The organism is Wocania arenilitoris, from assembly GCF_021728535.1.
In the GTDB taxonomy this organism is placed as follows: domain Bacteria; phylum Bacteroidota; class Bacteroidia; order Flavobacteriales; family Flavobacteriaceae; genus Wocania_A; species Wocania_A arenilitoris.
Map to the genome: position 1 here is coordinate 15,348 of NZ_JAKKDU010000005.1, position 26,781 is coordinate 42,128.

A 26,781-nucleotide genomic window follows, 5' to 3' on the forward strand; every position below is an offset into this window, starting at 1 on the left:
AATGGCAACGGTAAATAAAAATTTATCCGACTACGATAAAACAACAATCCCAAACGCGAGTAAATTTCGGTTTGGGATTGTTGTTTCAGAGTGGAACGATACCATTACAGAAGGTTTATATAAAGGGGCGCACGACACTTTAATTGAACATGGCGTATTGCCTAATAATATTGTACGTTGGAATGTTCCTGGTAGTTACGAGCTTATTTATGGCTGTAAAAAAATGCAAGAACAAATGGTAAATGCTGTTATTGCTATTGGAAGTGTTATTCAAGGTGAAACTAAGCATTTCGATTTTGTTTGCGATGCCGTTTCACAAGGAATAAAAGACTTGAATGTGCAACGCGAAACCCCTGTAATTTTTTGTGTACTAACCGATAATACCATGCAACAGGCCATAGAACGCTCTGGCGGAAAACACGGTAATAAAGGAACTGAAGCTGCTGTTGCCGCTATTAAAATGGCTGAAATACGTAAAAATAGTTAAGCTATTTTAAAAGGCCAAAACCTGAATCCTAAAAAAACACCTGTTTTAACTTTTAGTTTAATTTGTATTTTAGTTTTTGTTATTTGAAATTTAGATTTTTTATTTTTTTAGCATTTCAACATCTGTTTTCTGTCCGTTTTTAAGTATTTTTGATAAATAAGCTATAAACTTTGTTTAAACAACGTAAGCATAGAACCTTTAAATATAAGCCTAGGTTTTCGGAAGATGAAAAAGGGAATCCCTTAAAAGAATCTGAAAATAAACCAGATTTTGTTTTTAAATGGAAAGATGGCATATCTAGAAAGCGAAAAAGAGGTATTTCTATGCCTGTATTAATTATTATTTTGGTATTATTATTGATTTGTATGTTTTGGTTAGAATCGAAAATAAACTAAGAGACTGTTTGAAGATTTGTGACTAGAATTTTTATAGACTATTTTTGATGCAGAATGAGGCGAAATTTTCAAGCATAGCACCGCTACGGTTTAAAATTTTAACAAAATTATGCATCAAAAAGAGACATAAAAAAATAAGATGCATATTTTAAACAGTCTCTAAATAAAAATGTAATATTATGGGACCTATAAAATTTACTTTAATTAAAAGATTGCCTAAAAACAAAAGGTTTAATTATACGCCACGATACTACAAAGGGAAAGAAGAAACAGACGAATTAAAATACGCAACAAAGTTTGATGCCTATGCCGAAAATTATAATAAAAGCGATTTTTCTGGACAGTGGAATGAAGCCAGAATAAATAGTAGAAATAGAGATAATTCAGACTTTAATAAAACCATTATAATATTGGTTTTTGTTTTTGTTCTTATTTTTTTATTTATCATCGATTTTGATTTATCTATTTTCTTTTCTAAATAATATATGGCAGATATTATTCAACTTTTACCAGACCACGTTGCAAATCAAATAGCAGCTGGAGAAGTTGTACAACGGCCAGCTTCGGTTGTAAAAGAATTAATTGAAAATGCTATTGATGCTAGTGCAACAACCATAAAGCTTATAATAAAAGACGCAGGCAAAACCCTTATTCAAGTTATTGATGATGGTAAAGGTATGAGTACTACCGATGCACGATTAAGTTTCGAGCGTCATGCCACATCTAAAATTAGAACAGCAGACGATTTATTTCAACTACATACTAAAGGTTTTCGTGGCGAAGCTTTAGCAAGTATTGCTGCCATTGCTCATGTAGAGCTAAAAACAAAACAAGAGCAAGACGATGTGGGTAATACCATTATTATTGAAGGAAGTAAAGTCGCGTCGCAAGATGTAACCGTAACGCCTAAGGGTACATCAATTTCTGTAAAAAACTTATTTTTCAATATACCTGCACGTCGCAATTTTTTAAAATCGAATACTGTTGAGTTACGCCATATTATTGATGAATTTCATCGCGTAGCGCTAGCACATCCCAATATTAGTTTTGCTATGTATAATAACGGTAGCGAAACTTTTAACTTACCTGTTAGTAACTACAGGCAACGCATTGTAAATATTTTTGGGAATAAAACCAATGAGAAATTAGTACCCGTTGAAGAGGATACTGAAGTACTTAAAATTTCAGGGTTTGTAGGTAAACCAGAATACGCTAAAAAAACCAGAGGTGAGCAATATTTTTTTGTTAACAACAGATTTATTAAAAGTGCTTATTTAAACCATGCTATTGCCTCAGCTTTTGATGGCTTACTTAAAAATGGTACGCACCCAAGTTATTTTTTAAATTTAGAAGTCGATCCACAAACTATAGATATTAATATTCACCCCACAAAAACAGAGGTTAAGTTTGATGACGAACATACTTTATACGCCTTATTACGTTCTGCGGTAAAACACAGTTTAGGACAGTTTAACATTGCGCCTGTATTAGATTTTGAAAGAGATTCGAACCTTGATACACCATACAGTTATAATAAAACTAAAACAAGTACACCAACTATTGAAGTAGATAAAAGCTTCAATCCGTTTCAAGAAGAAGCACCTTCAAAAACAAAAAGAACTAATTATAAAAAAGAACCTGTTGGAAGTTGGGAAAATTTATATGTTGGATTAGAATCAAAAGGCACAAAAACACAGCAAGATTTTAGTGAGGTTCATTTTGAAAGTGAAGAGTCTACAGGAAATATGTTTAGTGATGATAAGCAAGTAGATAAAATTCAAACCACATATCAGCTACATAATAAATACATTGTTAGTACAATTAAGTCGGGTATGTTGGTAATCGACCAACACCGAGCGCATCAACGTATTTTGTATGAAGATTTTTTGAAAAATATGACGATTAAAGAAGCGGTAAGTCAGCAATTACTATTTCCGCTTCAGCTTCATTTTTCGGTACAAGATATTGCCATTATAAATCAGTTAAAAGATGATTTAGAGCATACGGGTTTTATCTTTTCTAGCGTTAATAAAGAATCGGTCGAGATTATTGGTGTGCCTATTAGCGTACCAGAAAGCGAAGTATCTATTATTTTAGAGCAACTAATTAGCGATGTAGAAAACGAGGTGCCCGATACACATTTTAGTGCTACCGATTTGTTGGCAAAATCCATGGCAAAAAGCTTAGCTATCAAAACGGGGCAATCTTTACAAAAAGACGAACAAGAACATTTGGTAAACAGTTTATTTGCTTGCAAAGAACCAAATGTATCGCCTACTAATCGAACAACATTTATTACCATGAGTGTTGACGAATTAGATAAAAAATTTATATAAATTAAGATAGAAGACAGAAGGAAGTTGAAGTGAAATAGTTATGTCAACTTAAACGCTCCCGAAAGCTTTTGAGACGAAAGGTCTTAAAAATAGGATTAAAATTATGATGAGAATTTCAGATACTGTTAAGCATTTATTAATCATTAACTTATTAATGTTTGTTGGGACGATATTTGTTGGTAAAGGCATTTTGTTTTACGATTTGTTTGCGATGCATTTTCCTACTCATGAAGCTTTTAAACCTTGGCAAATTATTACACATATGTTTATGCATGGTGGTGCAGATTTAAATAATTTTAGCATAATGCATATCTTATTTAACATGTTTGCACTATGGATGTTTGGTACGCCTGTAGAACAAGTGCTTGGAAGTAAAAAGTTTTTGTTTATTTATTTTTCTGCTGGATTGGGAGCAGTGGCTTTACAAGTAGGGTATTATTATTTTGATTACTATTCTGCTTTAAGTGGTATTGCTGATTTAAATATGAGTAGAGATATGATTAGTAAAATTGTTTCGATTGATGCTAGTGAAGGACAGTATATAAAAGGGGAAATATTAAGTAAGCAAATGATGCCCATTTTGGCTGAATATAATTTTAATCCAGATTTAATTAATAGCGAAGCATTCAAATCGTTATTTGATATGAATGTTATAGCAAGAAATACTATGGTTGGTGCATCAGGTTGTATTATGGGAATTTTAGCAGCTTTTGGTATGATGAACCCAAACGCAGAATTAATGCTCATCTTTTTACCAATTCCTATAAAAGCTAAATATTTTATTCCTGGAATTATTATTTTAGATTTAGTTTCTGGAATTACAGGGCAGTCGTTTTTTAGTCCAAGTAATACGGCGCATTTCGCACATGTTGGTGGGGCATTAACAGGCTTTTTAATTATGTGGTATTGGAAAAAAACACAGTTTAACAGAAACCGTTGGAATTAGAATGACTCCACTCTCTCAAGACATAAAAAGTAAACTATCAAGACTCAATGTATTAGAAAAAATTATAGCTATTAATGTTGTTGTTTTTGTTATTGGTTTAATTTTAAGAACAAGTTTCTCTTGGTTTGAATTACCAGGTGATTTGTCAGATTTTATACTAAAACCTTGGTCAATTATCACCTATGCTTTTTTACATGGCGATTTCTGGCATATCTTTTTAAATATGCTGGTTTTATATTTTGTAGGCCGTATGTTTTTAAATTTATTTAGTGCTAAAATGGCACTCAATATTTATCTTCTTGGAGCTATTTCTGGCGGAGTATTGTATATGCTATGCTTTACGTTATTTCCAAATATACTTGGTGCTAACTCAAGTTTAGTTGGTGCGTCTGCAGCAGTAAGAGCATTACTAATTTTTATCTGTGCCTACATGCCAAATCAAGAAGTACGTTTTTTTACCTTCAGTTTAAAGCTAGGATACATTGGTGTAGCTATTGTTGTTTTGGATATTTTAGGATTGATTTCAGGTATTTCAGATCCTATTTATGGAAATGCTGGTGGTTATTTAGCACATTTAGGAGGTGCATTATTAGGTTATTATTACGCTAAACAATTATTAAAAGGGAAAGACATTGGGAAAGGTTTCGAGAAGCTAATGGATGGTTTTGTAAGCTTATTTAAACCTTCAAAAAAGAGACCTTTAAAAACGGTTCACAAAAATAAAAGTAAAGTTGGCGGATATACTAAAGGTGAGTTTAATCAGTTTAATAATCAGAAAAAAATTGATGTTATACTAGACAAAATTAGTAAAAGTGGTTACGATAGTTTAACTGCCGAAGAAAAAGAGTTTCTTTTTAAAGCAGGAAAATAGTTTTTTAAGTGAAGACTGATGACAGGTGACCGATGACGAAGAGCATTGAACTAAAAATATAATTATGAGCAAATTTAAATTTGAAAAATTATTGATTTGGCAAAAGGCTATGGATTTAGGTGAAGAAATAAATTTGTTAATTGATGATTTTCCAAAGAAGGAAATTTATAATCTTTCTTCTCAATTATTAAGAGCGATAGACTCTGTAGCTTTAAATATTTCTGAAGGGTCTATTGGTCAATCTAACCCTGAGCAAAATAAGTTTATTGGATACTCCATTCGTTCATTAGCTGAGGTCATTACTTGCTTGCATAAAGCATCTAGACGACATTATATTGCTAAAAATCAGTTTAATAAGTTTTATGAAGAATCTTTTTATTTAATGAATATGATGTTAGCTTTTAGAAAAAACTTAAAATAAATCAGTCATGAGTCAACGGTCTTCCGTCATCCGTCTTCAATCATAAATCCATGAAAAAACTAAATTTTATAAATAAAATCATTTACTTTATAAATGCAGTTTTTGCAATATTTCTTTTATTATCTTTTCTTTTGCCTTATACACCACCTAAAACTTTTTCAGTATTATCTGTCCTTAGTCTGGGTGTAGCATTTTTAATTTTATGCAATGTTTTGTTTTTTTTATACTGGCTTATTAAACTTAAAAAAGAGCTTGTATTATCGTTACTTGTGCTATTTTTAGGTTATCTGTTTTTTGGCTCGTTGTATAAGTTTTCATCTTCAAAATATATTGAAAGTCCTAATAATTTTAAAGTTATGAATTATAACGTAAGGTTATTTAATCTTTATAAATGGATTGATGAGGATAGTGTTGAAATTAAGATTGTAGATTTTATAAAAACCGAATCACCAGAAGTTATAAGCGTTCAAGAGTACCATCCACATAAAAATATTGATTTATCTTTTTTTAAGTATAAATTTGAAAAGCTTTCGGGTAAAAAAACAAAGTACGGGCAAGCTATTTTTTCTCAATATCCCATTGTGCATTCAGGTTCTATTGAATTTCCAGACACAGGTAATAATGCTATTTTTGCTGATGTTGTAAAAGGAGTAGATACAATAAGAGTTTACAATATTCATTTAGAATCATTACGTATTGATACCAAAGTTGAAAGTCTTAAAAAAGAAGATTCCGAACGTCTTTTTAAAAGAATTGGTACCACCTTTAAAATGCAACAGTTTCAAAGCGAATTATTTTTAATGCATAAAAAACAATGCAACTATAAAATGATTATTTGTGGCGATTTTAATAATACGGCTTTTTCGTATGTGTATCGAAAAATTAAAGGGGATTTAAACGATGCTTTTATTGAAGCTGGAAATGGTTTTGGACGAACTTACGATTTTAAATTCTTCCCTATAAGAATCGATTTTATTTTAACTGATGATGCTTTTTCAGTTAATGGGTTTAAAGCTTATAACGACCATTATTCAGATCATTACCCTATAATGGCAACTTTGAGTACTCAGTAGGAACTATTCAGTACTCAGTCTCAGTATTCAGTGGATTTGATAAAGATGTAAAAAGGCATGACCCATTTTATCTTTTAAAACTTTGCGCCTTAGCGTCTTTGCGTGAAAAAATCACATAAAAGCACAATCCACCACATCTGCAATGATATGAATTACCAACCCTAGAGCTACTAATCTAGATTTTTTAGGAATTAATAGAAACAGATAAAATGTAATAGCGAAATAGGAGTGAAGCGGATGAAAACCAATACTACATCTATTGGGGTCGAAAATAGGTGTGGCTAATAAGTGATCTAAATCTATTAACATGCCAGAAATCATAACTAAAAAGGTATACTTCCAATTTGATTTAAACCATATTAAAGCTATAGCAAGCGGTATTAAAAAATGAAAACCATAATGTGCAAAAAATTGTAGCATTATTGTTTAGTAAGTGTTTGAGATTCTAAATAATCTAAAGTATTTGGGCCTTCGTTAAACAACAAATCCAGAATACTCAAATTAGGAATAAAACCGTGTTTGTTACTAAATACCTGTGTGTAAATTTCAAACTTTTGAGGTTGTTCTTTTTTAGCATTTACTAAACCTCTAAAATCTATTTTGTTTTCAACAGATTTTTGAAAAGTTTCAGTTTTGGTGGTGTTTAAATCTAATTGTAAACAATCAAAAATCACTTCAATACACTTCAAATTAAAATCTAAAATGTAATTTACTTTTGAATTAAATAGAGGTTTGATATCATCTTCGTAGTATTCAAAAAAAGGTGAGGTTCTATAGGCCGAAAGAAGCGATTTCCAATGCAGACTTTGCCAGTTTTCATCATTAAAAATCTTAACATCTCGGTATTTCCGACGATTTTTTTGGGAATGAATTACAGGAATATTTAAAGCTAATTTACCATTTGCACCGTAGATATAAGCTCGATTTCTATAGGTTTGTTTTACAAAATTATCATCACTTTCAAACACAACTTCTTTGGCTTGTACCATTGCAACAAAATGTGCAATATTTGGGAAGTATGCTGGATGAAGTAAGATGTTCATTCGTTACTGTCATTCCTGCTAAAACAGGAATTTTATAAATTGAAATATTGTAAAATAGAATCCTGCTTGCGCAGGAATGACAAAATGTATTAACTATTTGTTTTCTTGCGTTTTCTCCATTTATTAAATCCAATCCAACCAAACAATAAAACTAAAAACGGAATTAGATAAGATGTGGCTTTTCCACTGCCGTGAACTGTTGTAAACCAACGTTCCCAACGCGGATTTTTAATACCATCCCAACTCATCCAAATAAATACTGGTTTACCTAAAATATGGCTAAAAGGTACAAACCCCCATCGTCTAGCATCAATCGAGTTATGGCGGTTATCACCCATCATCCAATAATAATTTTGTTTAAAAGTGTATGTATTTGCAACTTCACCATTTATTAAAATTTGATTACCCTTAACTTTAAGTGAGTTGCCTTCGTATTCAGTTATAACACGTTTATAAAGTGGTAAAACATTTAAATTTAAGTCGATAGTTTTTCCTTCTTCAGGAATATAAAGTGGGCCAAAAAAATCGATATTCCAATTATAATCGGGATGATGTGGAAAAATATTAGGGTCTCTACGACCTTTTTCGTCTTTAATAGGGGTGATGCTAGCAACATTTGGGTGATTTTTAAACTTTGCTAAGGCTTCATCAGAAATTGCAGAAAAGCCATATGTATTTTGTTGGTTTACAATACCAAATCCATCAGTTATATCGTATCGTTCTTTAAGATATTTCGCATTAAATTGATTTGTTTTTGGCTGTACATAATAGCTAAATTGTAAATGTGCCCTATCAGGTAATACATTTTTCTCCCCATTTATGTATACATAACCATCACGAATTTCTAAAGAATCTCCAGCAATTGCAACACAACGTTTTACTAAGTTTGTTTTTTTGTCGATAGGTTTGTAATAGTTTCTGTCTGGAGTGAAATCATTCATATTTCTCAGCGTATCTGCTGGTTGATTAAAAACAACAATTTCGTTTCTATCAATTTTTTCAAATCCGGGTAATCGTAAATAAGGTAATTGTAATTTGTTTATCCAAGAGGTTTTTCTTTCTTCAAAGCGATCGTTAAATAAGTATGATTTTTTATTTAAAATAGGAATAGTATCGTGTACCATTGGTGCTCCAACAGTGGTCATTGGAATTCTTGCTCCGTAATGAAATTTACTAACAAATAAAAAGTCGCCTACTAGTAGAGATTTTTCTAACGATGACGACGGTATTGTAAAAGGTTGAATAAAATAGGTATGCACAATAGTTGCAGCTACAATAGCAAATAAAATGGAGCTTGTCCACTCACCTGAACCCGATTTAGGTTGTAATTCTCTTTCTTTTACATAGTGAACATCAGCTATATAATTTAAATAGTAATTATAAAAACCTAGGGTTACGACTGCTAAAAATGTATCTAAATAGGTGTTTTTACCAAAGCTTCTTGCAGTTTCTACCCAAATTGCAATTAGCATAATTAAGTTAACAATAGGCAGAAATAGTAGAATAATCCACCACCAAGGACGATTTATAATTTTCATTAAAACAACGCCGTTATAAACAGGAACAAAAGCTTCCCAAGCTTGTCTACCTGCTTTTGTATACAATTTCCATGTACCAAGGCCATGAATAACTTGAATAATTAGAATGAATATTAACCACTGTGATAGTGTCATAACTTAATTTATTGATAATTGTCTAATGACAATTGATTAGTTTAATTGTTTTGTTAATTGCAAAGTAATATTTTGCTGTTACACACAAGTATAACATTAACCTATATTTAACACGTCGTTCATGGTAAAAACACCAGTTTTTCCAACAAGCCATTCTGCAGCAATTACAGCACCTAAAGCAAAACCTTGTCTATTATGAGCTACATGTTCTATAGATATGGTATCTACTTCACTTTCGTAATTTACGGTGTGTGTTCCTGGAACATGCTTTATACGCTTTGACGTAATAGGAATGGTTTTTTTACCAGTTTCGTTTAGCTTCCAATTATCAAATTCAGCGTGTTTAGCAATAATGCCTTCGGCTAAAGTAATAGCTGTACCACTTGGTGCGTCTAGTTTTTGGGTATGATGTATTTCTTCCATGGTAACATCATACTGCTTTAAATTACTCATCATTTTAGCCAGCGTTTTATTTAATTCGAAAAAAATATTAACACCTAAACTATAGTTAGAGGCGTATATAAAAGCACCATCTTTTTCTTTACATAAATTTACTGCATCATCATATTTAGCTAGCCAACCTGTTGTGCCTGAAATAACAGGAACATTATTATTTATACAGTTTGAAATATTATTAAAAGCTACATTTGGGATACTAAAATCTATAGCAACATCAGCTTTCGTAAGATCGTAATTTTCATCATCTTTATCAACCGTTAAAACAATATTATGCCCACGTTTAATGGCAATTTGCTCGATAGTTTTTCCCATTTTCCCGTATCCGAGTAAAGCTATATTCATATATTAAATGTTGTTTTTAATCCAATTATGGGTCTAAAATTTAAAATTTAAAGTTAGCCCAACATTACCTTTGGCATCAATTTTATTTATTTTATAATGTGGTGCTAATGATAAGTTTTCGTCTATATTATACTGTAATAAGTGGGCATCTACATTAGCGTCAATAATATTTAAAGCATATATACCAATTGTAACTAAAAGCGAAATTTCTTTATTACGCCTGAATAATTTTTGGGCCCGTTGTAAGCCATCATCAGTAACTCTTGGTGTAGATAATTGCTCGCCATTAGAATCTAAATAAAATTCATCATTTGTAAAACCAGCTAACCTGCTTTTGTAAGCATCTCTATAGCGGTTGTATTCTTTGTCGTTACTTACATAAAAATAAATTCCGGTACCTAGAGCCACATAAACTAAGGGGATTTTCCAGTATTTCTTGTTGTAAGCTTGACCTAAACCTGGTAGGATAGCTGAGTAAAATGCTGCTTTTGCAGGAGAAAGAGGATTGATAGGTTCTTTAACTTTAACAATAGAATCAACTATAACGCCTTCTGAAAGTTCTTCAATTTTTTCTTCCTTCTCTTTATTTTGAGCTAATAACGAAAAGCAACTTATAAGTACAAATATTACAGATAAAACAAGCTTATTTAGCACCTTCAACTAATTTTTTTATACGATTAAAATCTTCTTCAGAATGAAAGGGAATGGTTATTTTCCCTTTTCCATTTTTAGAGACTTTAACGTCAATTCTGTGTCCAAAGTATTCTGAAAATGCTGTTATACCTTTTTTTATGTATTTAGGAACCTCTTCATTATCCTCTTTTTTTGAAGATGTTGTTACATTTTTATCACTATTAAAATTACGAACTAAACCTTCAGTTTCTCTAACCGATAATTTGTTAGAAAGTATTTTTTCGTAAATGTCTAATTGATTTGATTGATCATCAATAGTAATTAAAGCGCGTCCATGTCCCATAGAAATAAAACCATCACGCATACCTGTTTGGATAATTGGATCTAATTTTAATAAGCGTAAATAGTTGGCTATTGTCGATCGTTTTTTACCAACACGTTCACTCATTTGTTCTTGAGTTAAATTAATTTCGTCAATTAAACGTTGGTATGATAGCGCAATTTCAATAGGATCTAAATCTTGACGTTGAATGTTTTCAACCAAAGCCATTTCTAAGGACTCTTGGTCGTTTGCTATTCTTACATAAGCTGGAATAGTTTCTAGACTTAATAATTTAGAAGCTCTATAGCGACGCTCACCAGAAACGAGTTGATACTTATTTAAACCGAGCTTTCTAACCGTAATAGGTTGAATAATACCCAATTCTTTTATAGATGATGCTAACTCTCGAAGTGATTCTTCGCTAAATTTTGTGCGAGGTTGAAACGGGTTAACTTCAATAAAATCTATATCTAGCTCAACAATATTACCTATAACTTTATCAGCATTTTTATCTTGTACAGATTGAATATCGTTGCTGGGGTCTTTTAAAAGCGCCGATAAACCTCTTCCTAAAGCCTGTTTTTTGGTTGCCTTCGCCATAATTTCAGGAGTTTTTATTGATAATTTCTTTTGCCAAACTTAAGTAATTACTAGCACCTTTGCTACCAGCATCATAATTTATTATACTCTCTCCATAACTAGGGGCTTCACTTAAACGTACATTACGTTGTATAATGGTTTGAAATACCATATTATTAAAGTGTTTTTGTACTTCTTCAACCACTTGGTTAGATAATCGTAGACGCGAATCGTACATGGTAAGTAATAAACCTTCAATATCTAAATCTGGGTTATGTATTTTTTGTACACTTTTTATAGTGTTTAAAAGTTTTCCTAAACCTTCTAAAGCAAAGTACTCGCATTGAATAGGTATAATTACAGCATTGGCAGCTGTAAGTGCATTTAAAGTTAACAGCCCCAATGATGGCGCACAATCAATTATAATAAAATCATAATCGTTTTTAACAGCATTTAAGGCTTTTTTTAACATATATTCACGTGCTTCTTTATCAACAAGTTCTATCTCAATAGCAACAAGATCGATATGCGCCGGAATAATATCTAGGTTCGGTGTTTCGGTTTGTATAATGGCTTCTTTAGCTGTGTTAGAATGTTCTAAAAGTTGGTAGGTGCCAATTTCTATAGTCTCTACATCAATTCCAATTCCAGAAGTTGCATTTGCTTGAGGGTCAGCATCTATAAGTAATACTTTCTTTTCTAAAACACCTAGCGAAGCAGCTAAGTTTATTGAGGTTGTTGTTTTTCCAACTCCTCCTTTTTGGTTAGCAATTGCAATGATTTTACCCATTAATAATTTGGTTTTGTTAGGCGTAAAAATACAATTATTTATGAGTATAAGAAATTGAAGTTGTTAACATTCGATTAGTAACATTTAGATGTGAGAAATCTCTATTTTTTTTGTTAAAAGTTTAACAAAATAAAAGAATTAGTTATTTTATATTTACACTCAAAACATCATATATATCATGAAGAAAATTAATTATCGATTAAAAATTTCACTTTGCTTTATTTTATTAGTTTCGTTTTCAGTTGCTATTGAAGCGCAAATTAAAAAAACAGCTAGTGTAGAAGGTATTACAGAATACAAGTTAAACAATGGTATGAAAGTATTGTTATTTCCCGATAATTCTGCACAAACCATTACTGTTAATATTACCTATATGGTAGGATCGAGACACGAAGGTTACGGAGAGAAAGGTATGGCTCATTTGTTAGAACATATGGTTTTTAAAGGCACGCCTAATCATCCAGATATTCCTAAAGAATTAACAGAAAGAGGCTCTAGGCCAAACGGAACAACTTGGTACGACAGAACTAATTATTATGAAACTTTTAATGCTACAGACGAAAATTTAGATTGGGCTTTAGATTTAGAGGCGGATAGAATGGTAAATTCTTATATCGCAAAAAAGGATTTAGAATCTGAATTTTCAGTAGTTAGAAATGAGTTTGAAAGTGGTGAAAATTCGCCAACAGGTGTACTAATGAAAAACGTTATTAGTGCTGCATTTTTATGGCATAATTATGGGCAATCTACTATAGGGAATCGATCTGATATAGAACGTGTGCCTATTGAAAATTTACAAGCGTTTTATAAAAAATATTACCGCCCTGATAATGCTGTACTTATGGTTACAGGTAAGTTTGATACTGATAAAACTTTAGCTTTAATTGAGAAAAAGTTTGCTGGTATTAAAAACCCTGTAACACCATTAAGAGATGTACCAACTATAGAGCCTGCTCAAGATGGTGAAAAACGTGTCAATTTAAGCCGTGTAGGCGACTTGCAAGTTGTATCGGCATTATATCATACTCCAGCTGGATCTCATGAAGATTATGCAACATTGGCAGTTGCTGAAGAAGTTTTAACTAATCAACCTTCTGGAAGATTATATAAAGCTTTAGTTGATGGTAAAAAAGCATCAACTATATGGTCGTTTTCTCCATTTACAAAAGAACCATCGTTTTTGTATATAAATGTTGATGTACCTTCTGATAAATCTTTGGCAGAGGCAGAAACTACTTTATTATCTGTGTTAGATGGTTTAAAGGATAAACCAATTACCGAGGAGGAAGTTAAACGCGCTAAAGCTAATTTGTTAAAGCAGATAGATCAGATAAGTAGAAATTCTGCTTATTTAGGAACTTATATGAGTGAATTTATTGGTGCTGGCGATTGGCGATTAGCCTTTATAACAAGGGATAGAATTGAAAGCATGACTGCGGAAAAAGTAAATGCTGCAGCACAACGCTATTTAATACATACCAATAGAACTGTTGGTAATTTTAATCCAACAAAAACACCTATTCGTGTAGAAATTGAGCATACAAATGGGCTTGAAGATTTAGTAAAAAACTATAAAGGAAAAGAAGGTTATGGAGCAGGAGAAGCTTTTGATGTGTCTTACGAGAATATTCAAAACAGATTAGACTCAGGAACTTTAAATAAAACACCAATAGAGTACGGTTTTATTAAAAAGAATAACAGAGGAAAAGCCGTAACCCTATCATTTACTTTTAGAAATGGTAATGTAAATGATTTTATGAATAAGGGAAAAGTTGCTAGTTACACAGCAAGAATGCTTAATAAAGGAACCCAAAGTAAATCAAGACAAGATATAGAAGACAAGTTGAGTGCCTTAAAATCGTCTATTCGTTTTGGAGGCTCTAATGGTCGTACTACTGCAAGTATAAGTACTACCCAAGAAAGCCTAATGGAAACATTGGCTTTAATGACTGAAATGCTAAAAAACCCTAAGTTTGACCAACAGGAATTAGACAAGTTAAAAACTCAAGAATTAGCTGGTATAGAGCAAAATAAAACAGAACCACAGTTTTTAGCAAGTAAAAGGTTAGGGTTACTTAACCAGAATTATAAAAAAGGGCATCCACTTTATAGAACAACTATTGAAGAAGATATTGAAGCTATTAATGCTGTAACTATTAATGCTATTCAAGATTACTATAATGAGTTTTATGGTATTTCAGATAATGCAACATTAATTGCAATTGGAAATATAGATGAACAGGCTCTAAAAGATTATTTTGAAAAAGAATTTTCTAATTTCAAATCTAATAAAGCATACAAACCAATATCAGATAAATACATAGCTAATAATCCAGCTAATGAAAAAATTAAAACTCCAGATAAAAAGAATGCTATAAGTATAGGTGTTTTAGCTTTTGAAGGCAGTCAAGTGGATAAAGATTATGCAGCGCTTCAAATAGCAGGTTCTATTTTTGGCGGTGGATTTTTGAACTCTAGAATTGCTAGTCGTTTACGTCAAAAAGACGGTATAAGTTATGGTGCTGGTGGACGTGTAAGTGTTGATGGTGATGAGAAAGATAAGAAATCATCGGTTATGGTTTATGCTATATATGCACCAGAAAACGCATCAAAAGTGCAAAAAGGGTTTAGCGAAGAAATTGAACGTTTTATTGCTGATGGAATTACCGAAGATGAGCTTAAAGTAGCTATTACTAGCTGGGTACAAGGGCAAAATGTATCTAGAGCTAAAGACAATGAATTATCTTCTACAATCAACAATAATTTATATTTCGATAGAGATATGATGTTTCATAAGGCTATTGAAGATCGTGTTACCAGCTTAACTGTTGAAGATGTAAACAAAGTCATTAAAAAATACTTTAAAACATTTGATAAATGGACTGTTGTAAATGCAGGTGATTTTGAAAAATCTCCAGAAATTAAAAGTGATAAAAAAGTAGATTAATTTCTATTATTAATGAACTCATCTTGACTTTATTCTGAATACGTAACTGGTTGTGTCCAAGCATTTTCGTATAGCAAATCCTCTACAGGATTTTTATGCAATTTAGATGAGGTTATTTTGCATCTTACATAAAGCATGTCTTTTGTTAGTTTAAAACTAGCCTTGTTGCTTTCAAAGAAAGCAAATTCTTCAGGTTCACCTTCCTCTTTTTTACATCCAATAAATGATATTTTGTAAGTAATGTTTTTATCTGCTTTTACTTCAACTGAAAGTATATTGTTATTAAAAGTTAACTCTTTTAGCTCAACACCAGTACTTGCGTAAAACTGCCCAGCTTCCATAGCATTTATTAAAGATTTCGGACTTAGTGTATCAGCTTGAACCATAATCCACCCTCTACCAGCATTACTCCATTTGCTGCCTTTTCTGTGGTAATGGTGCGAATCGTCTGTGGCAAGACCGTACATTAATGGTTTATGGTTTTCAATGTAAGCAATGTTAATATAATCCCACATTAATTCTGTTGAAATATGCGCGTCATTTCCAGAGTTATTAACTGCTGGATGCCCATTGTAAACTTCAAAAAATTGTTCGTTTTTTAAAGCTATCATATCTTCAAGACCAATGGCGTACCCAAAATTTGGGTGGTTAATGTGAGCAATTATTGGTGTGCCGAATTCTTCTTTATGTTTTGCTACTTCATTTAAGTTATTTTGCATGACTTCCAAAACACTATTCCCTCCTTGAGGCTCTATTTTTCTTTTAACATTGGTTGCATTTATATGAATGGGTTTACCATTATAACCATCTGTGATTTCTTCAGATTGAAGAATTAGGAACTCACTTGGCTCCTCAAATTTAGTTCTATATTCATTATAAGTTTTAAGTCTTACTTGTATGTTTTCTAAAGAATCTTTTCTGTAAGTTACCCATTCGTCTCCATAACTGTTAAAGTAATTTTTAAACGCTTTTTGATAAATGGAGTCGTTTGAAATGGTTTTCCATTTTTCGCCTTCTGCCAATGTGTTATGGTCTGTTAAAGCTACAAATTGATAGCCGTTGCTTTTATACCAATCCATAATAACTTCAGGAAATTCGTCACCATCGCTCCAATAGGAGTGGGTATGAAGATTTCCTTTGTACCATTGTTTTTCTACTATTGGTTTATCTTTTTTACAGCTAAAAAATATTATGAAGATAGCTAGTATTGAAATTTTTAAAGTATTCATTTTAATAAAGGTTTTAAAAAATGATATAAACGAATATATTGTATTTTACTTTTAATGATAATTTAATTGGCTGAAACTATTCTATTTTTACAATAGGTTTATTTTTTAAGTATCCAAGTGATACTAAAAACTTATCTGCTTCGGTAACGGTTTTTTTATAAGCTTCAAAATTTTTGTAATTAAAGAAACCATGTTTTTCACCTTCATAAAGTTTTAAATCACATCTGCTTTTAACTTTATTCATAACATTCTTGTAGTATTTAGCAGTTACTACTGGAATAAGTTTATCCATAGTACCAAGAAATATTATGGTAGGAGGCGCTCCTTTTTTGATATTATGTATAGGAGAAAACTTTTTGTAGTTATCTTCAATTCTTTCATAGCCATAACCGCCTGGGCCGTTATCTATCACTGGGTTAAAAAGCACCAAAGCATTTGGTGTACAATCTATTGATAAATCATCTGTAGATTCGTTGTAATCTTGGATTAATGCTGTAGCAGCAGCAAGATGTCCTCCTGCTGAACCACCAGATGCTATAACCTTAGTTGAATCAACATGGAAACGCATTGCGTTTTTTCTAATAAATCTAATAACAGATTTAGCATCTTTAAGTGATTCATAAGGAGTTGTTTTATTTTTACTTTTAGTTCTATAATCAGCTAAAAAACATATCATTCCTCTTTTTGAAAAATATTCAGCGTGTTTGGTGAATTGGGTTTTATTACCACCAATCCAACCTCCACCAAAAAAGAAAATCATAGCAGGATAATTTTTATTGGCTTCAACTTTATGAGGATAATAGATATCAATAAATAATTTAGTGGTATCAATCTGTTTATATAAAATTGTCTCTTGGGCAGAACAAATGCTACTAGTTAAGAAAACAAAAAGTAAGGTTAAAAGGAAATATTTTGTTTTCATTAACTAGTTGTTAGTTGTTAGTTGTTGGGATTGTTAATCAATCAAAATCTCCAAAATTTTAATAGCAGCATCACTAATTTTTGTACCTGGACCAAAAACAGCCACAGCCCCAGCGTCAAATAAATATTTATAATCTTGCTTTGGTATTACGCCTCCAACAATAACCATAATATCATCGCGACCGTAATTTTTTAAGGCTTCAATAACTTGTGGTACTAAAGTTTTATGTCCTGCTGCTAAAGATGAAACGCCTAAAATATGCACATCGTTTTCCACAGCTTGTTTTGCAGCTTCTTGTGGTGTTTGGAATAACGGACCAATATCTACATCAAAACCAACATCGGCATAACCCGTAGCAACTACTTTTGCGCCACGGTCGTGTCCGTCTTGTCCCATTTTTGCAATCATAATTCGTGGTCGTCGCCCATCTTGTTCTGCAAAAATATCTGCTAATTCTTTGGCTTTTTTAAAGCTTTTATCGTCTTTTATTTCTTTACTATACACACCAGAAAATGATTTAATTTGTGCTTTGTAACGCCCAAAAACAACTTCTAAAGCATCACTAATTTCCCCTAAAGTTGCTCTTTCGCGTGCAGCTTCAACAGCTAAAGCTAATAAATTTTCTTGTCCTGTTCTAGCAGCTTCCGTTAATTTTGATAAAGCAGCTTTGACTTTAAGAGAGTTTCGTTCTGCCTTTATTTTATTTAAACTTTCAATTTGCTGATTACGAACTGTTTGGTTATCAACTTCTAATGTTTGAATAGGGTCTTCTTTTTCTAATCTGTATTTATTAACGCCAACAATTATATCTTGCCCAGAGTCTATACGGGCTTGTTTGCGTGCGGCAGCTTCTTCAATTCTAATTTTAGGTATACCAGCTTCAATAGCTTTTGTCATACCTCCAAGGGCTTCAATTTCTTCAATTAAAGTCCATGCTTTTTGAGCGATATCATGAGTCAATTTTTCAACATAAAAACTACCCGCCCAAGGATCAACCGTTTTAGTAATTTTAGTTTCTTCTTGTAAAAATATTTGAGTATTTCTTGCAATACGAGCAGAAAAATCGGTTGGTAAAGCAATGGCTTCGTCTAGTGCATTTGTGTGTAAACTTTGTGTGCCTCCAAAAGCAGCAGCAGCAGCTTCAATAGTTGTTCGTGCTACGTTATTAAATGGGTCTTGTTCGGTTAAACTCCAGCCACTAGTTTGGCAGTGTGTACGTAATGCTAATGATTTTTGATTTTTAGGGTTGAACTGTTTTACGAGTTTTGCCCAAAGCATACGAGCTGCTCGCATTTTGGCAATTTCCATAAAATGATTCATACCAATTGCCCAAAAGAAAGATAGTCGAGGTGCAAAAGTATCAATGTCCATACCAGCTTCTAATCCTTTTCTAATGTATTCTAAACCATCAGCTAGGGTGTATGCTAATTCAATATCGCAAGTGGCGCCAGCTTCTTGCATGTGGTAGCCAGAAATACTAATACTATTAAATTTAGGCATGTTTTTGCTAGTAAATTCAAAAATATCTGAAATGATTTTCATTGATGGTGTTGGCGGATATATGTATGTATTGCGCACCATAAATTCTTTTAAAATATCATTTTGAATGGTGCCAGCAAGCTGTTCTGTTTTAATACCTTGTTCTTCGGCGGCAACAATGTAAAACGCCATAATGGGTAATACGGCACCATTCATAGTCATGGAAACCGACATTTTATCGAGCGGAATTTGGTTGAAAAGTACTTTCATATCTTCAACCGAATCGATGGCAACACCAGCTTTTCCAACATCGCCAACTACACGTTCGTGATCTGAATCGTAACCACGATGCGTTGCTAAATCGAATGCGACAGATAAACCTTTTTGTCCAGCAGCCAAATTTCGTCTGTAAAAGGCGTTGCTTTCTTCGGCAGTTGAAAATCCTGCATATTGCCTAATAGTCCATGGTCTGCGAACATACATAGTGCTGTATGGTCCGCGAAGATTTGGCGCTATTCCTGCAACAAAGTTGAGATGCTCGATATCTTGTAAATCATTTTTTGAATAGTTTGATTTTACAGGAATATCCTCAGCAGTCAAAAAAGAGCTATTAGCTATTGGCTTTTGGCTATTAACTACTAACTTTAATTTGATATGTTGAAGGTTTTTTCTAGACATTTTAGGTTTACCTAATTTTACTATTGTGGTATTTTATTAAAATCTACTTTTTCTGCTGGTTTTTCAATATTTGGTTTTGATAAATCCTTATTAAACAGCTTTGCGTAATACAAATCGAGAGCTACGTAAGCGGCTAAATATTTATCTTTTAGAAGATCTCGGTAATTAGACATTAACGGAGTGCCAAAGAGTCTAGGACTCATGTTGTTTATGCCAATAAGTGCATTAAATGTTGTTTTTAAATCTTTATTTTGCATATTAATGCCAATACATTTTACCAAAGGACTCTTGTAATTGAGATAGCTTTGTGGGTTGTTGGCAACCCATAAGTTGTCTTCTTTTTTAAGAGCTTCAAAAACCTTTACTGTATGTGGTGATACAATATCTTCAAATTTTAATTTTCCGTAAACAGCATTTCTTAAAAATTGACTATAAGCCTGTAATAATGAAGAATTGGTGTTATTTTTTTTATAATAATTTAAAATATCATTTTCAAAAGCAAATAAAGCTTCGCTGTACAATTTAGAGTTTACATTTTCGCAGCTTAAAACTAATCCTTTATCAGCATATTTGTACTCAGATAATGTGTTTTCTTGGTTGCAACTTGTTAAACTAAAAGTTAATGTAAATAAAAAAAGTTTTAAAAATTGTGTTTTCATTTTTTAGTAAAAATTTAAAATTATTCAGTTTTTAATCGATTTTGTTCTAATGTTTCTGCAAGTCGTTTTTCAATAATGGGTTCTATTAGTGTTTTTATCGACTTGGTTTTTACAAACGGATATAACTCCAGTTCATTTTTCATTTTATCGTTAGCATTTGGGTGTTTGTTACTTCCCAAAAGGACTTCTTTACCTGCATCAAACTGTTGCTGTTCTTTATTTGCACTTTCTTTTATTTTACGTTGAATAGTGCCTTCCTTTAGTTGCTTTAAAAATCCACCATTAGCTTCAATATCTTTAAATAAATCTAAAGCTTTTTCTGCGAGTTGTTGGGTTAAACTTTCAATATAATATGTGCCATCAGTAGGGTTGTTAACTTTATCAAAATAACTTTCGTGTTTTAAAACAAGTAATTGATTTCTGGCAATGCGCTCGCCAAATTCATTATTTTTATGGTAAATAGTATCGTAAGGCAAATTACAAATGGTATTTGCACCACCTAAAATAGCGCTCATGCATTCGGTTGTTGTGCGCAACATATTGGTATTGTAATCGTAAAGCGTTTTGTTGCGTTGTGTTGGTGTTACAAAAATATGGCAATCGTTATTAATATTGTATTCTGAAGCCAAAGTGCCCCAAAGCATTCTTAGTGCTCTGAGTTTTGCGATTTCGAAGAAATAGTTGGTACCAACTGAAATTTGAAAGTTGATATTTAAAGATTGCTTCGCTTCAATCACAATGACACTTTCTAGATGATTTAAATACGCGTTGGCATGTGCTAAACTATAAGCTAATTGTTGTACCATATTAGCACCTGCATTTTGATATAAGGATGCATCTACACTAAAACTATTTGTGCTTTTTACGATAGATTCAAAGTGTTTATGGTCGTCTTTTAAATTGTTAAACCAGTTGCCGTTTCGCGCTAGATTTCCAATGATGTCTGTTTGGACTTGGATTCCTGCCTCCGCAGGAATGACAGAAAGTTGTTTGACATAATTTTCATTTAAAAACCGTAAATCGAAATAAATAGGGGTAGAAGCGTAGTTGATGTTTTTCAATAAATCGTCAATAGAAATGGAATCATTTGGAATAATGAATTTAATACTTTCAGCGCCTCTTTCAATAGCGTCAATAGCTTTTAGATTAGATTTTTTAACATCTGCAACAAAAATAGATTGACAAATTTTCCATTGTGTAGCTCTAGTATTTGATGGCTTTGGATACGTGTCAAACTCATCAGCGTGATAAAAAGGTTTTACTGAAATTCCTTCGTTAGAATTCCAAATAAGGGTATTATTATAATCAGCACCTTTTAAATCGACTTGAATTTTTTGCCTCCATTGCTTTGCCGATACCGAGCTAAAATCATCAAACAATTGCTTAGTCATCTTTTTTTGTCTTTAAACTGTCTTCGTATTCAATTATAAAAATTTCCTCATTGTCGCGTTTCATGTAATACTCTTCTCGAGCAAACTTTTCTAAACCTTCTTCTGTGCTCAGTTTTTTTATAGTTTTATTGTCTTTTTCTATTTCTCTTTTGTAATATTCTTTTTCTTTTTCTAAAGCCTTAATATCGTTATTTAACTCATGGTGAATTAGCCAAGAATTTGTATCAAAAAATAGCATCCAAATTGCAAAACCCAAAAGGATGAGTATAAACCAATTTTTAAAAGGTTTTAAGTATTTATTTTTTTTGAATTGTGCCATTACAATTTTTCATTAATAATAGTTTTAACAATATCAATCGCAACTGTATTGTATTTATTGTTTGGTATAATAATATCTGCGTATTCCTTCATGGGTTCAATAAACTGATCGTGCATCGGTTTTAACGTGTTTTGGTAACGCGAAAGTACTTCGTTTAAATCTCGACCACGCTCAGAAATATCACGTTTTAACCTACGGATTAAGCGTTCATCGCTATCAGCATGTACAAATATTTTAATATCAAACATAGCTCTTAATTCAGGGTTTGTAAGTATTAAAATACCTTCAACAATCATTACTTTTCTTGGGTGCGTTAATATGGTGTTACCCGTTCTGTTATGTTTTACAAACGAATATACCGGTTGATGTATTGGTGTCCCTTTTTTTAAATCTTGTAAATGATTTGCTAATAAATTAAAATCGATAGACCTTGGATGATCAAAATTAATTTTCACACGCTCATCGTAAGTTAAATGAGAGGTGTCTTTATAATAAGAATCTTGGGAAATAACACCAACTTCTTCTTCGGGAAGTTCATTTAAAATTTGATTAACAACGGTTGTTTTTCCGGAACCAGTACCACCAGCAATTCCTATTATTAGCATGATTTATTATTTAAGGGGCTTTTACAAAGTTAATTAAATGATAAATCTAAAATGATAAAAAATAACTTATTTTTTAATCTTTGAAACCTCTTCTTCTGTTATTATTTTATCATTTTTATTACCCCAACTATTGGTAATATAATTCATAACATCTGCAATTTCTTTATCATCTAAACCTAATGAAGCCATATAACTATTATATGTTTTTCCGTTAACGGTAATTTCTCCATCTTGCCCATATTTAACACCTCTAATACTGGCTTCTCTGTTGTTTTTTAAATAATCTGAATTTGCCAATGGTGGAAATGTGCCTTCAACACCTTTTCCGTCTGGTAAATGGCAGGTTACGCAAAAATCCGCATAAATTTCGCTTCCTCTTTCAATGCTTTCTTTTAAAGGGTCTGTTTTATGATAAATGTCATCATTTATGTTTAGAGCAATTATTGAAAAAAGGCTTATAAAACTTAATGCTATTGTTTTCATATAAATTTATTTTTCTGGAACAATTTTTACAATACCATTTCCTTCAACTGCAACATAGATATAGCCATCTGGAGCTTGAACTACATTTCTAACACGACCAATGTCTTCAAATAATTTTTCACGTTTTATAACTTTATTGTCTTTTAAAACTAAACGTTCTAAATATTTGAATTTTAAAGAGCCCACTAAAACATTTCCTTTCCAATCAGGATAATTATCTGAATTTACGATTGCCATTCCGCTAGGAGCGATAGATGGTACCCAGTAAAATAATGGTTGTTCCATACCTTCTTTTTCGGTAATATCAGTAAACGTTGTACCGCTATAATTTATGCCATAAGAAATAACAGGCCAGCCATAGTTATTACCGCTTTCAATAATATTTATCTCATCACCACCTTTAGGCCCATGTTCATTTACCCAAATAGCTCCTGTAAATGGATTTTTCACCATGCCTTGTGGGTTTCTGTGTCCGTAACTAAATATTGCTGAAATTGCACCGGAAGTATCAACAAACGGATTGTCTTCAGGAATACTTCCATCACTATTTAATCTATAAATTTTCCCACCATCTCTTGTTATATCTTGTGGGTTTACATCTCGGTTGCCTCTGTCTCCAATAGAAAAATATAAATACCCTGCATCATCAAATTCAATTCTAGAGCCCCAATGTTGCCCTTTTTTAGTATTCTCGCTCGCTTTGTATATTAATTGTTTATCTGTTAATGCATGTCCATTTAATTTAGCTCTGGTTATAGCTGTGTTTCCGCCTTCACCTTCGCCTTCTTGCGAAGCATACGATATATAAATCCAGCCATTGCTTATATAATCTGGATGTAATTCAATATCTAATAAACCACCTTGACCGCGTGCATAAATTTCAGGGACACCTTCAATTGTTATTTTATTTCCTTCTTTAAAATGAATGAGTTCGCCAGATTTCTCTGTAATAAGTATGCTGTTATCTGGTAAAAAAGTCATGCCCCAAGGAATATTTAAATCTGGAACTACAATTTCAGTTGTGTATTTTAAGTTTAAAGGCTCTTCTGCTTTTATTTCTGATTCAGCTTGTTGTGCACATGCTGTAAATGAAATAAATACAATAACTAGTATAGAGTGAATATGTTTCATTTTAAGTGTTTTAAAAATAAGTTTTTGTCAAAAAATATAATTAATGTTAAGCCCTAAAAAATAATTTATAGGATTTCCTGGATAATAATATCTTGGTGCATTCCCTCCAAAACTTGAGGCATTAATTAAAATTTGAGATGCATAATGTTTATCAAAGATATTATTTATACCTAAGAAAGTATTTAATTTTAGCTTTTTATTTGCATTTAATTGATACCCTATTTTAAGGTTTGTTAAACTGTAACTGTTTGAATATAAGCTATTGTTATCGGTTATAGGTATGCGCCCTACATGCTGGTAATTAATATTTCCGTAGAATCCTATTTTAGTTTTAAAATCAACGCCAGTATTAAAAACTTCAGCAGGCACACCAGTTAAGTCATTCCCAGAAAAATTATAGTCGTTATCAAAAAACGTTTTAAATTTATAGTTGCTATGTGTGTAATTTAGAAATGAACTTAATGAAATAGACTTGTTTTGTAGCCATAAGTAATTTAATTCTAGTTCTAAACCATCGTGTTGCGTTCTACCTGCATTAATACCAATAAATTCGTCTTGAGATGTCCTTCTTGAAACCAATAGGTTTTTAATATCTAAACGATAAACCGAAGCATTATACTGTAATTTATTATTAAGAGCTGTTCCTCGAGTTCCAATTTCAAAATTCCAACCGGTTTCGGGTTTTAGTTTCGTGTTTATTTGTCCATCAGGTAATAACGCTTCATTAAGTGAAATAGGTGAAAAACCATGACTAACACTTGTAAATAGACTTAAGTTTTTTGAAAGTAAATGAGATGCACCTAGTTTTGGAGATATTATATTTTTAAATTTAAAGCTACCCGATTGATCTGGGTTTTGATTTGAAACCGTAAAATTGTCTTCTAAATTATAACCTGTTTTATTTAAATTTAAGCCCAACGAAATGGTTGTTTTGTTTGAAGCTTCAAAGTTAGTTTCAGCAAAAAGGTTGTAGTAATTCCTTTTTTCTTTAAAGTTTGATAGATTAATACCCTCAACACTTCCAGTTCCAATAGGGAAATCGGCATATAAATTTTCAAAAGTTTTATACTTATATGTGTCTCTAAATAATTCACCACCAAAAGACCATGTTAGATTTTTATTAAATAATTTTGATGTGCCTAAAAAACGCGTTCTAAAACCTATGGCAAATATGTTTTCTTTAAGAATATTGAAAGGTCTAGGTTCATGGGCATTTCTAAAAGAAGTAAAAATACTTGAAACTTGTTTTAAATTGTTGTTGTAGTCATGATTCCAAGAAACCCCAAAGATGCCTCGTTTTGAGTCTTCAAAACCTTGAGATCGATTCCATGTATATGCTGCAGATTTGGGGTTGTTTAAAAAAGCATCTTCGTTAATAGAGCTTGGTATAAAAGCTTTTAAATCAACATAACTTAATAAAAATGATAGCTCGTTGTTTTTATTTATAAAATGATTGGTATTAAATGTAAACGTTTGTCTGTCGTATTCATTGTTTTCACGATAACTATCACTATACGTATTACTATAAATAGCTCTTAAACTGTTTTTGGTTGTGCCATGGTTTATGTTTATAATGCCTTTTATTAAGCCAAAAGAACCAAAAGAAATTTCAGAATCTAATTCGGTATTATTTAAAGTAGCATATTGCGGTTTTAATTGAATAACACCGCCAAGACTGGCACCATAAATACTAGAAACGGCTCCTTTAATAATTTCAAAGCGCGCAATCGATGCCAATTCAAAATCTTCAATGTTAGTTTCTCCACTACCATTAGTTAAAGGAATGTCTTTAAAATAAGCTCTAATTTTTGAAGTACCGAAAAGATTTCTAGAACCTATACCTCTTATTGTAATCCGGTTTGTGTTAAGAGCTCCACTTTGCATAAAAACTCCAGGTGTTCTGTTTAAAACAGGGGCAAAATTTATATGATTTGAACGTTGGATATTTTTTGAAGAAATTATACTAATTGCAGCAGTTTCCTTTTTAAGTTTATTAGGGATTTGATTTGCATTTACAATAACTTCATTTAATTCAGATGGGTTAGGGGTTAACTGAATAATGTAGTATTGGTTAAAATTTAATTCTATATTTTTAATTTCGTAACCTTCTTTTTTAAATGAATAAAGCCCTTGCTGTAAAACTTCAAATGTACCATCAGACTTTGAAACTATTTTTTCTTTAGTGCTTAAGTTGGTTATTTCTACTATTCTTAAGGTAGTATTATTACTGCTTTCAATTACTTTTCCTGTTATTTTTGATTGACAATAACTTGTAAAAAACAGGTTAAAAACAATAAAAACAAATATGCTTTTCAATATATATTGCACCGTAAATGTTAAGAAATTATTGGATCTAAAATACCATTTTAAATTATAAATATTTTTTAAAAAATTGTAATTCCAAAATGAATAAATAAACTATATTTGCATCCCATTATAGATAACCATAATTCGGGGTGTAGCGTAGCCCGGTTATCGCGCCGCGTTTGGGACGCGGAGGTCGCAGGTTCGAATCCTGCCACCCCGACGAACCTAGTAATAGGTTACATCAAAACACTGTTAATCGTA

26 protein-coding genes and 1 tRNA gene are annotated in these 26,781 nt (G+C 31.8%); 10 read left to right on the forward strand and 17 right to left on the reverse strand.

What is annotated here, in order from left to right:
- Window position 1: 1 nt before the first annotated feature.
- The 8 genes from ribH to L3X37_RS05115 all read left to right on the forward strand — a co-directional run bounded on the left by ribH (window position 2) and on the right by L3X37_RS05115 (window position 6,529).
- Window positions 2-487, forward strand: coding sequence for a 6,7-dimethyl-8-ribityllumazine synthase (gene ribH, locus L3X37_RS05080; protein ID WP_237239088.1), 486 nt, complete (start codon window positions 2-4; stop codon window positions 485-487).
- Window positions 488-657: 170 nt separating this feature from the next.
- Window positions 658-882: a hypothetical protein gene (locus tag L3X37_RS05085; RefSeq protein ID WP_237239089.1), complete on the forward strand. Its 225-nt coding sequence runs from the start codon at window positions 658-660 to the stop codon at window positions 880-882.
- A gap of 179 nt (window positions 883-1,061) precedes the next feature.
- Window positions 1,062-1,364, forward strand: coding sequence for a hypothetical protein (locus L3X37_RS05090; RefSeq protein ID WP_237239090.1), 303 nt, complete (start codon window positions 1,062-1,064; stop codon window positions 1,362-1,364).
- A 3-nt stretch (window positions 1,365-1,367) separates the two neighbouring features.
- Entirely contained in the window at window positions 1,368-3,218 is a 1,851-nt protein-coding gene (gene mutL / locus L3X37_RS05095; protein ID WP_237239091.1) for a DNA mismatch repair endonuclease MutL, read from the forward strand.
- Between the two features lie 103 nt (window positions 3,219-3,321).
- Entirely contained in the window at window positions 3,322-4,164 is an 843-nt protein-coding gene (locus L3X37_RS05100; RefSeq protein ID WP_237239092.1) for a rhomboid family intramembrane serine protease, read from the forward strand.
- 1 nt (window position 4,165) lies between these two features.
- The gene (locus L3X37_RS05105) at window positions 4,166-5,035 is read left to right on the forward strand and encodes a rhomboid family protein (RefSeq protein ID WP_237239093.1); all 870 of its coding nucleotides are present in this window, start codon (window positions 4,166-4,168) and stop codon (window positions 5,033-5,035) included.
- Between the two features lie 64 nt (window positions 5,036-5,099).
- Window positions 5,100-5,456 (forward strand): four helix bundle protein, encoded by a 357-nt coding sequence (locus L3X37_RS05110; protein ID WP_237239094.1) that lies wholly within the window; start codon window positions 5,100-5,102, stop codon window positions 5,454-5,456.
- A 50-nt stretch (window positions 5,457-5,506) separates the two neighbouring features.
- Window positions 5,507-6,529: an endonuclease/exonuclease/phosphatase family protein gene (locus L3X37_RS05115; protein ID WP_237239095.1), complete on the forward strand. Its 1,023-nt coding sequence runs from the start codon at window positions 5,507-5,509 to the stop codon at window positions 6,527-6,529.
- Window positions 6,530-6,640: 111 nt separating this feature from the next.
- On the opposite strand, the gene L3X37_RS05120 is transcribed toward L3X37_RS05115, so the two are convergent.
- The 7 genes from L3X37_RS05120 to L3X37_RS05150 form a co-directional block, all read right to left on the reverse strand.
- Window positions 6,641-6,949 (reverse strand): DUF6122 family protein, encoded by a 309-nt coding sequence (locus L3X37_RS05120; RefSeq protein WP_237239096.1) that lies wholly within the window; start codon window positions 6,947-6,949, stop codon window positions 6,641-6,643.
- A complete protein-coding gene (locus tag L3X37_RS05125) occupies window positions 6,949-7,572 on the reverse strand; it encodes a WbqC family protein (RefSeq protein ID WP_237239097.1) in 624 nt (207 codons plus the stop codon). The genes L3X37_RS05120 and L3X37_RS05125 overlap by 1 nt, the downstream gene beginning before the upstream one ends.
- Window positions 7,573-7,661: 89 nt before the next feature.
- On the reverse strand, window positions 7,662-9,245 hold the full coding sequence (gene lepB / locus L3X37_RS05130; RefSeq protein WP_237239098.1) for a signal peptidase I: 1,584 nt from the start codon (window positions 9,243-9,245) through the stop codon (window positions 7,662-7,664).
- 96 nt (window positions 9,246-9,341) lie between these two features.
- Window positions 9,342-10,046: a 4-hydroxy-tetrahydrodipicolinate reductase gene (gene dapB / locus L3X37_RS05135; protein WP_237239099.1), complete on the reverse strand. Its 705-nt coding sequence runs from the start codon at window positions 10,044-10,046 to the stop codon at window positions 9,342-9,344.
- 33 nt (window positions 10,047-10,079) lie between these two features.
- Window positions 10,080-10,700 (reverse strand): DUF5683 domain-containing protein, encoded by a 621-nt coding sequence (locus L3X37_RS05140; RefSeq protein ID WP_237239100.1) that lies wholly within the window; start codon window positions 10,698-10,700, stop codon window positions 10,080-10,082.
- On the reverse strand, window positions 10,690-11,601 hold the full coding sequence (locus L3X37_RS05145) for a ParB/RepB/Spo0J family partition protein (RefSeq protein WP_237239101.1): 912 nt from the start codon (window positions 11,599-11,601) through the stop codon (window positions 10,690-10,692). Before L3X37_RS05145 ends, L3X37_RS05140 begins: the two co-directional genes overlap by 11 nt.
- Window positions 11,602-11,605: 4 nt before the next feature.
- Window positions 11,606-12,370, reverse strand: a complete 765-nt coding sequence (locus L3X37_RS05150) for a ParA family protein (RefSeq protein ID WP_237239102.1) — start codon at window positions 12,368-12,370, stop codon at window positions 11,606-11,608.
- A 178-nt stretch (window positions 12,371-12,548) separates the two neighbouring features.
- On the opposite strand from L3X37_RS05150, the gene L3X37_RS05155 reads away from it, so the two are divergent.
- Window positions 12,549-15,317 carry a M16 family metallopeptidase gene (locus L3X37_RS05155; protein ID WP_237239103.1) on the forward strand — a complete coding sequence of 923 codons (2,769 nt, stop codon included), beginning with the start codon at window positions 12,549-12,551 and terminating at the stop codon, window positions 15,315-15,317.
- 29 nt (window positions 15,318-15,346) lie between these two features.
- Here the strand turns inward: L3X37_RS05155 and L3X37_RS05160 are convergent, their stop codons facing one another.
- The 10 genes from L3X37_RS05160 to L3X37_RS05205 all read right to left on the reverse strand — a co-directional run bounded on the left by L3X37_RS05160 (window position 15,347) and on the right by L3X37_RS05205 (window position 26,529).
- The gene (locus L3X37_RS05160; RefSeq protein WP_237239104.1) at window positions 15,347-16,546 is read right to left on the reverse strand and encodes a CehA/McbA family metallohydrolase domain-containing protein; all 1,200 of its coding nucleotides are present in this window, start codon (window positions 16,544-16,546) and stop codon (window positions 15,347-15,349) included.
- 76 nt (window positions 16,547-16,622) lie between these two features.
- The gene (locus L3X37_RS05165; protein WP_237239105.1) at window positions 16,623-17,468 is read right to left on the reverse strand and encodes an alpha/beta hydrolase; all 846 of its coding nucleotides are present in this window, start codon (window positions 17,466-17,468) and stop codon (window positions 16,623-16,625) included.
- Between the two features lie 33 nt (window positions 17,469-17,501).
- The gene (gene scpA / locus L3X37_RS05170; protein ID WP_237239106.1) at window positions 17,502-19,625 is read right to left on the reverse strand and encodes a methylmalonyl-CoA mutase; all 2,124 of its coding nucleotides are present in this window, start codon (window positions 19,623-19,625) and stop codon (window positions 17,502-17,504) included.
- Between the two features lie 20 nt (window positions 19,626-19,645).
- Window positions 19,646-20,284, reverse strand: coding sequence for a hypothetical protein (locus L3X37_RS05175; protein ID WP_237239107.1), 639 nt, complete (start codon window positions 20,282-20,284; stop codon window positions 19,646-19,648).
- Between the two features lie 20 nt (window positions 20,285-20,304).
- Window positions 20,305-21,675: a methylmalonyl-CoA mutase subunit beta gene (locus L3X37_RS05180; RefSeq protein ID WP_237239108.1), complete on the reverse strand. Its 1,371-nt coding sequence runs from the start codon at window positions 21,673-21,675 to the stop codon at window positions 20,305-20,307.
- On the reverse strand, window positions 21,668-21,994 hold the full coding sequence (locus L3X37_RS05185; RefSeq protein WP_237239109.1) for an FtsB family cell division protein: 327 nt from the start codon (window positions 21,992-21,994) through the stop codon (window positions 21,668-21,670). The genes L3X37_RS05180 and L3X37_RS05185 overlap by 8 nt, the downstream gene beginning before the upstream one ends.
- Window positions 21,994-22,599, reverse strand: coding sequence for a uridine kinase (udk, locus tag L3X37_RS05190; RefSeq protein ID WP_237239110.1), 606 nt, complete (start codon window positions 22,597-22,599; stop codon window positions 21,994-21,996). The genes L3X37_RS05185 and udk overlap by 1 nt, the downstream gene beginning before the upstream one ends.
- Before the next feature lie 66 nt (window positions 22,600-22,665).
- Window positions 22,666-23,082: a c-type cytochrome gene (locus tag L3X37_RS05195; protein ID WP_237239111.1), complete on the reverse strand. Its 417-nt coding sequence runs from the start codon at window positions 23,080-23,082 to the stop codon at window positions 22,666-22,668.
- 6 nt (window positions 23,083-23,088) lie between these two features.
- On the reverse strand, window positions 23,089-24,213 hold the full coding sequence (locus L3X37_RS05200; RefSeq protein ID WP_237239112.1) for a PQQ-dependent sugar dehydrogenase: 1,125 nt from the start codon (window positions 24,211-24,213) through the stop codon (window positions 23,089-23,091).
- A gap of 27 nt (window positions 24,214-24,240) precedes the next feature.
- Window positions 24,241-26,529 carry a TonB-dependent receptor family protein gene (locus L3X37_RS05205; RefSeq protein WP_237239113.1) on the reverse strand — a complete coding sequence of 763 codons (2,289 nt, stop codon included), beginning with the start codon at window positions 26,527-26,529 and terminating at the stop codon, window positions 24,241-24,243.
- Between the two features lie 136 nt (window positions 26,530-26,665).
- Here L3X37_RS05205 and L3X37_RS05210 point away from each other — a divergent pair.
- Window positions 26,666-26,740, forward strand: a tRNA-Pro gene (locus tag L3X37_RS05210).
- Window positions 26,741-26,781 lie beyond the last annotated feature (41 nt).

Coding starts and splice junctions, on each gene's coding strand:
- ribH (WP_237239088.1), top strand. CDS start 2: ATGGCAACGGTAAATAAAAATTTATCCGACTACGATAAAACAACAATC.
- L3X37_RS05090 (WP_237239090.1), top strand. CDS start 1,062: ATGGGACCTATAAAATTTACTTTAATTAAAAGATTGCCTAAAAACAAA.
- mutL (WP_237239091.1), top strand. CDS start 1,368: ATGGCAGATATTATTCAACTTTTACCAGACCACGTTGCAAATCAAATA.
- L3X37_RS05100 (WP_237239092.1), top strand. CDS start 3,322: ATGATGAGAATTTCAGATACTGTTAAGCATTTATTAATCATTAACTTA.
- L3X37_RS05105 (WP_237239093.1), top strand. CDS start 4,166: ATGACTCCACTCTCTCAAGACATAAAAAGTAAACTATCAAGACTCAAT.
- L3X37_RS05110 (WP_237239094.1), top strand. CDS start 5,100: ATGAGCAAATTTAAATTTGAAAAATTATTGATTTGGCAAAAGGCTATG.
- L3X37_RS05115 (WP_237239095.1), top strand. CDS start 5,507: ATGAAAAAACTAAATTTTATAAATAAAATCATTTACTTTATAAATGCA.
- L3X37_RS05120 (WP_237239096.1), bottom strand. CDS start 6,949: ATGCTACAATTTTTTGCACATTATGGTTTTCATTTTTTAATACCGCTT.
- L3X37_RS05125 (WP_237239097.1), bottom strand. CDS start 7,572: ATGAACATCTTACTTCATCCAGCATACTTCCCAAATATTGCACATTTT.
- lepB (WP_237239098.1), bottom strand. CDS start 9,245: ATGACACTATCACAGTGGTTAATATTCATTCTAATTATTCAAGTTATT.
- dapB (WP_237239099.1), bottom strand. CDS start 10,046: ATGAATATAGCTTTACTCGGATACGGGAAAATGGGAAAAACTATCGAG.
- L3X37_RS05145 (WP_237239101.1), bottom strand. CDS start 11,601: ATGGCGAAGGCAACCAAAAAACAGGCTTTAGGAAGAGGTTTATCGGCG.
- L3X37_RS05150 (WP_237239102.1), bottom strand. CDS start 12,370: ATGGGTAAAATCATTGCAATTGCTAACCAAAAAGGAGGAGTTGGAAAA.
- L3X37_RS05155 (WP_237239103.1), top strand. CDS start 12,549: ATGAAGAAAATTAATTATCGATTAAAAATTTCACTTTGCTTTATTTTA.
- L3X37_RS05160 (WP_237239104.1), bottom strand. CDS start 16,546: ATGAATACTTTAAAAATTTCAATACTAGCTATCTTCATAATATTTTTT.
- L3X37_RS05165 (WP_237239105.1), bottom strand. CDS start 17,468: ATGAAAACAAAATATTTCCTTTTAACCTTACTTTTTGTTTTCTTAACT.
- scpA (WP_237239106.1), bottom strand. CDS start 19,625: ATGTCTAGAAAAAACCTTCAACATATCAAATTAAAGTTAGTAGTTAAT.
- L3X37_RS05175 (WP_237239107.1), bottom strand. CDS start 20,284: ATGAAAACACAATTTTTAAAACTTTTTTTATTTACATTAACTTTTAGT.
- L3X37_RS05180 (WP_237239108.1), bottom strand. CDS start 21,675: ATGACTAAGCAATTGTTTGATGATTTTAGCTCGGTATCGGCAAAGCAA.
- L3X37_RS05185 (WP_237239109.1), bottom strand. CDS start 21,994: ATGGCACAATTCAAAAAAAATAAATACTTAAAACCTTTTAAAAATTGG.
- udk (WP_237239110.1), bottom strand. CDS start 22,599: ATGCTAATAATAGGAATTGCTGGTGGTACTGGTTCCGGAAAAACAACC.
- L3X37_RS05195 (WP_237239111.1), bottom strand. CDS start 23,082: ATGAAAACAATAGCATTAAGTTTTATAAGCCTTTTTTCAATAATTGCT.
- L3X37_RS05200 (WP_237239112.1), bottom strand. CDS start 24,213: ATGAAACATATTCACTCTATACTAGTTATTGTATTTATTTCATTTACA.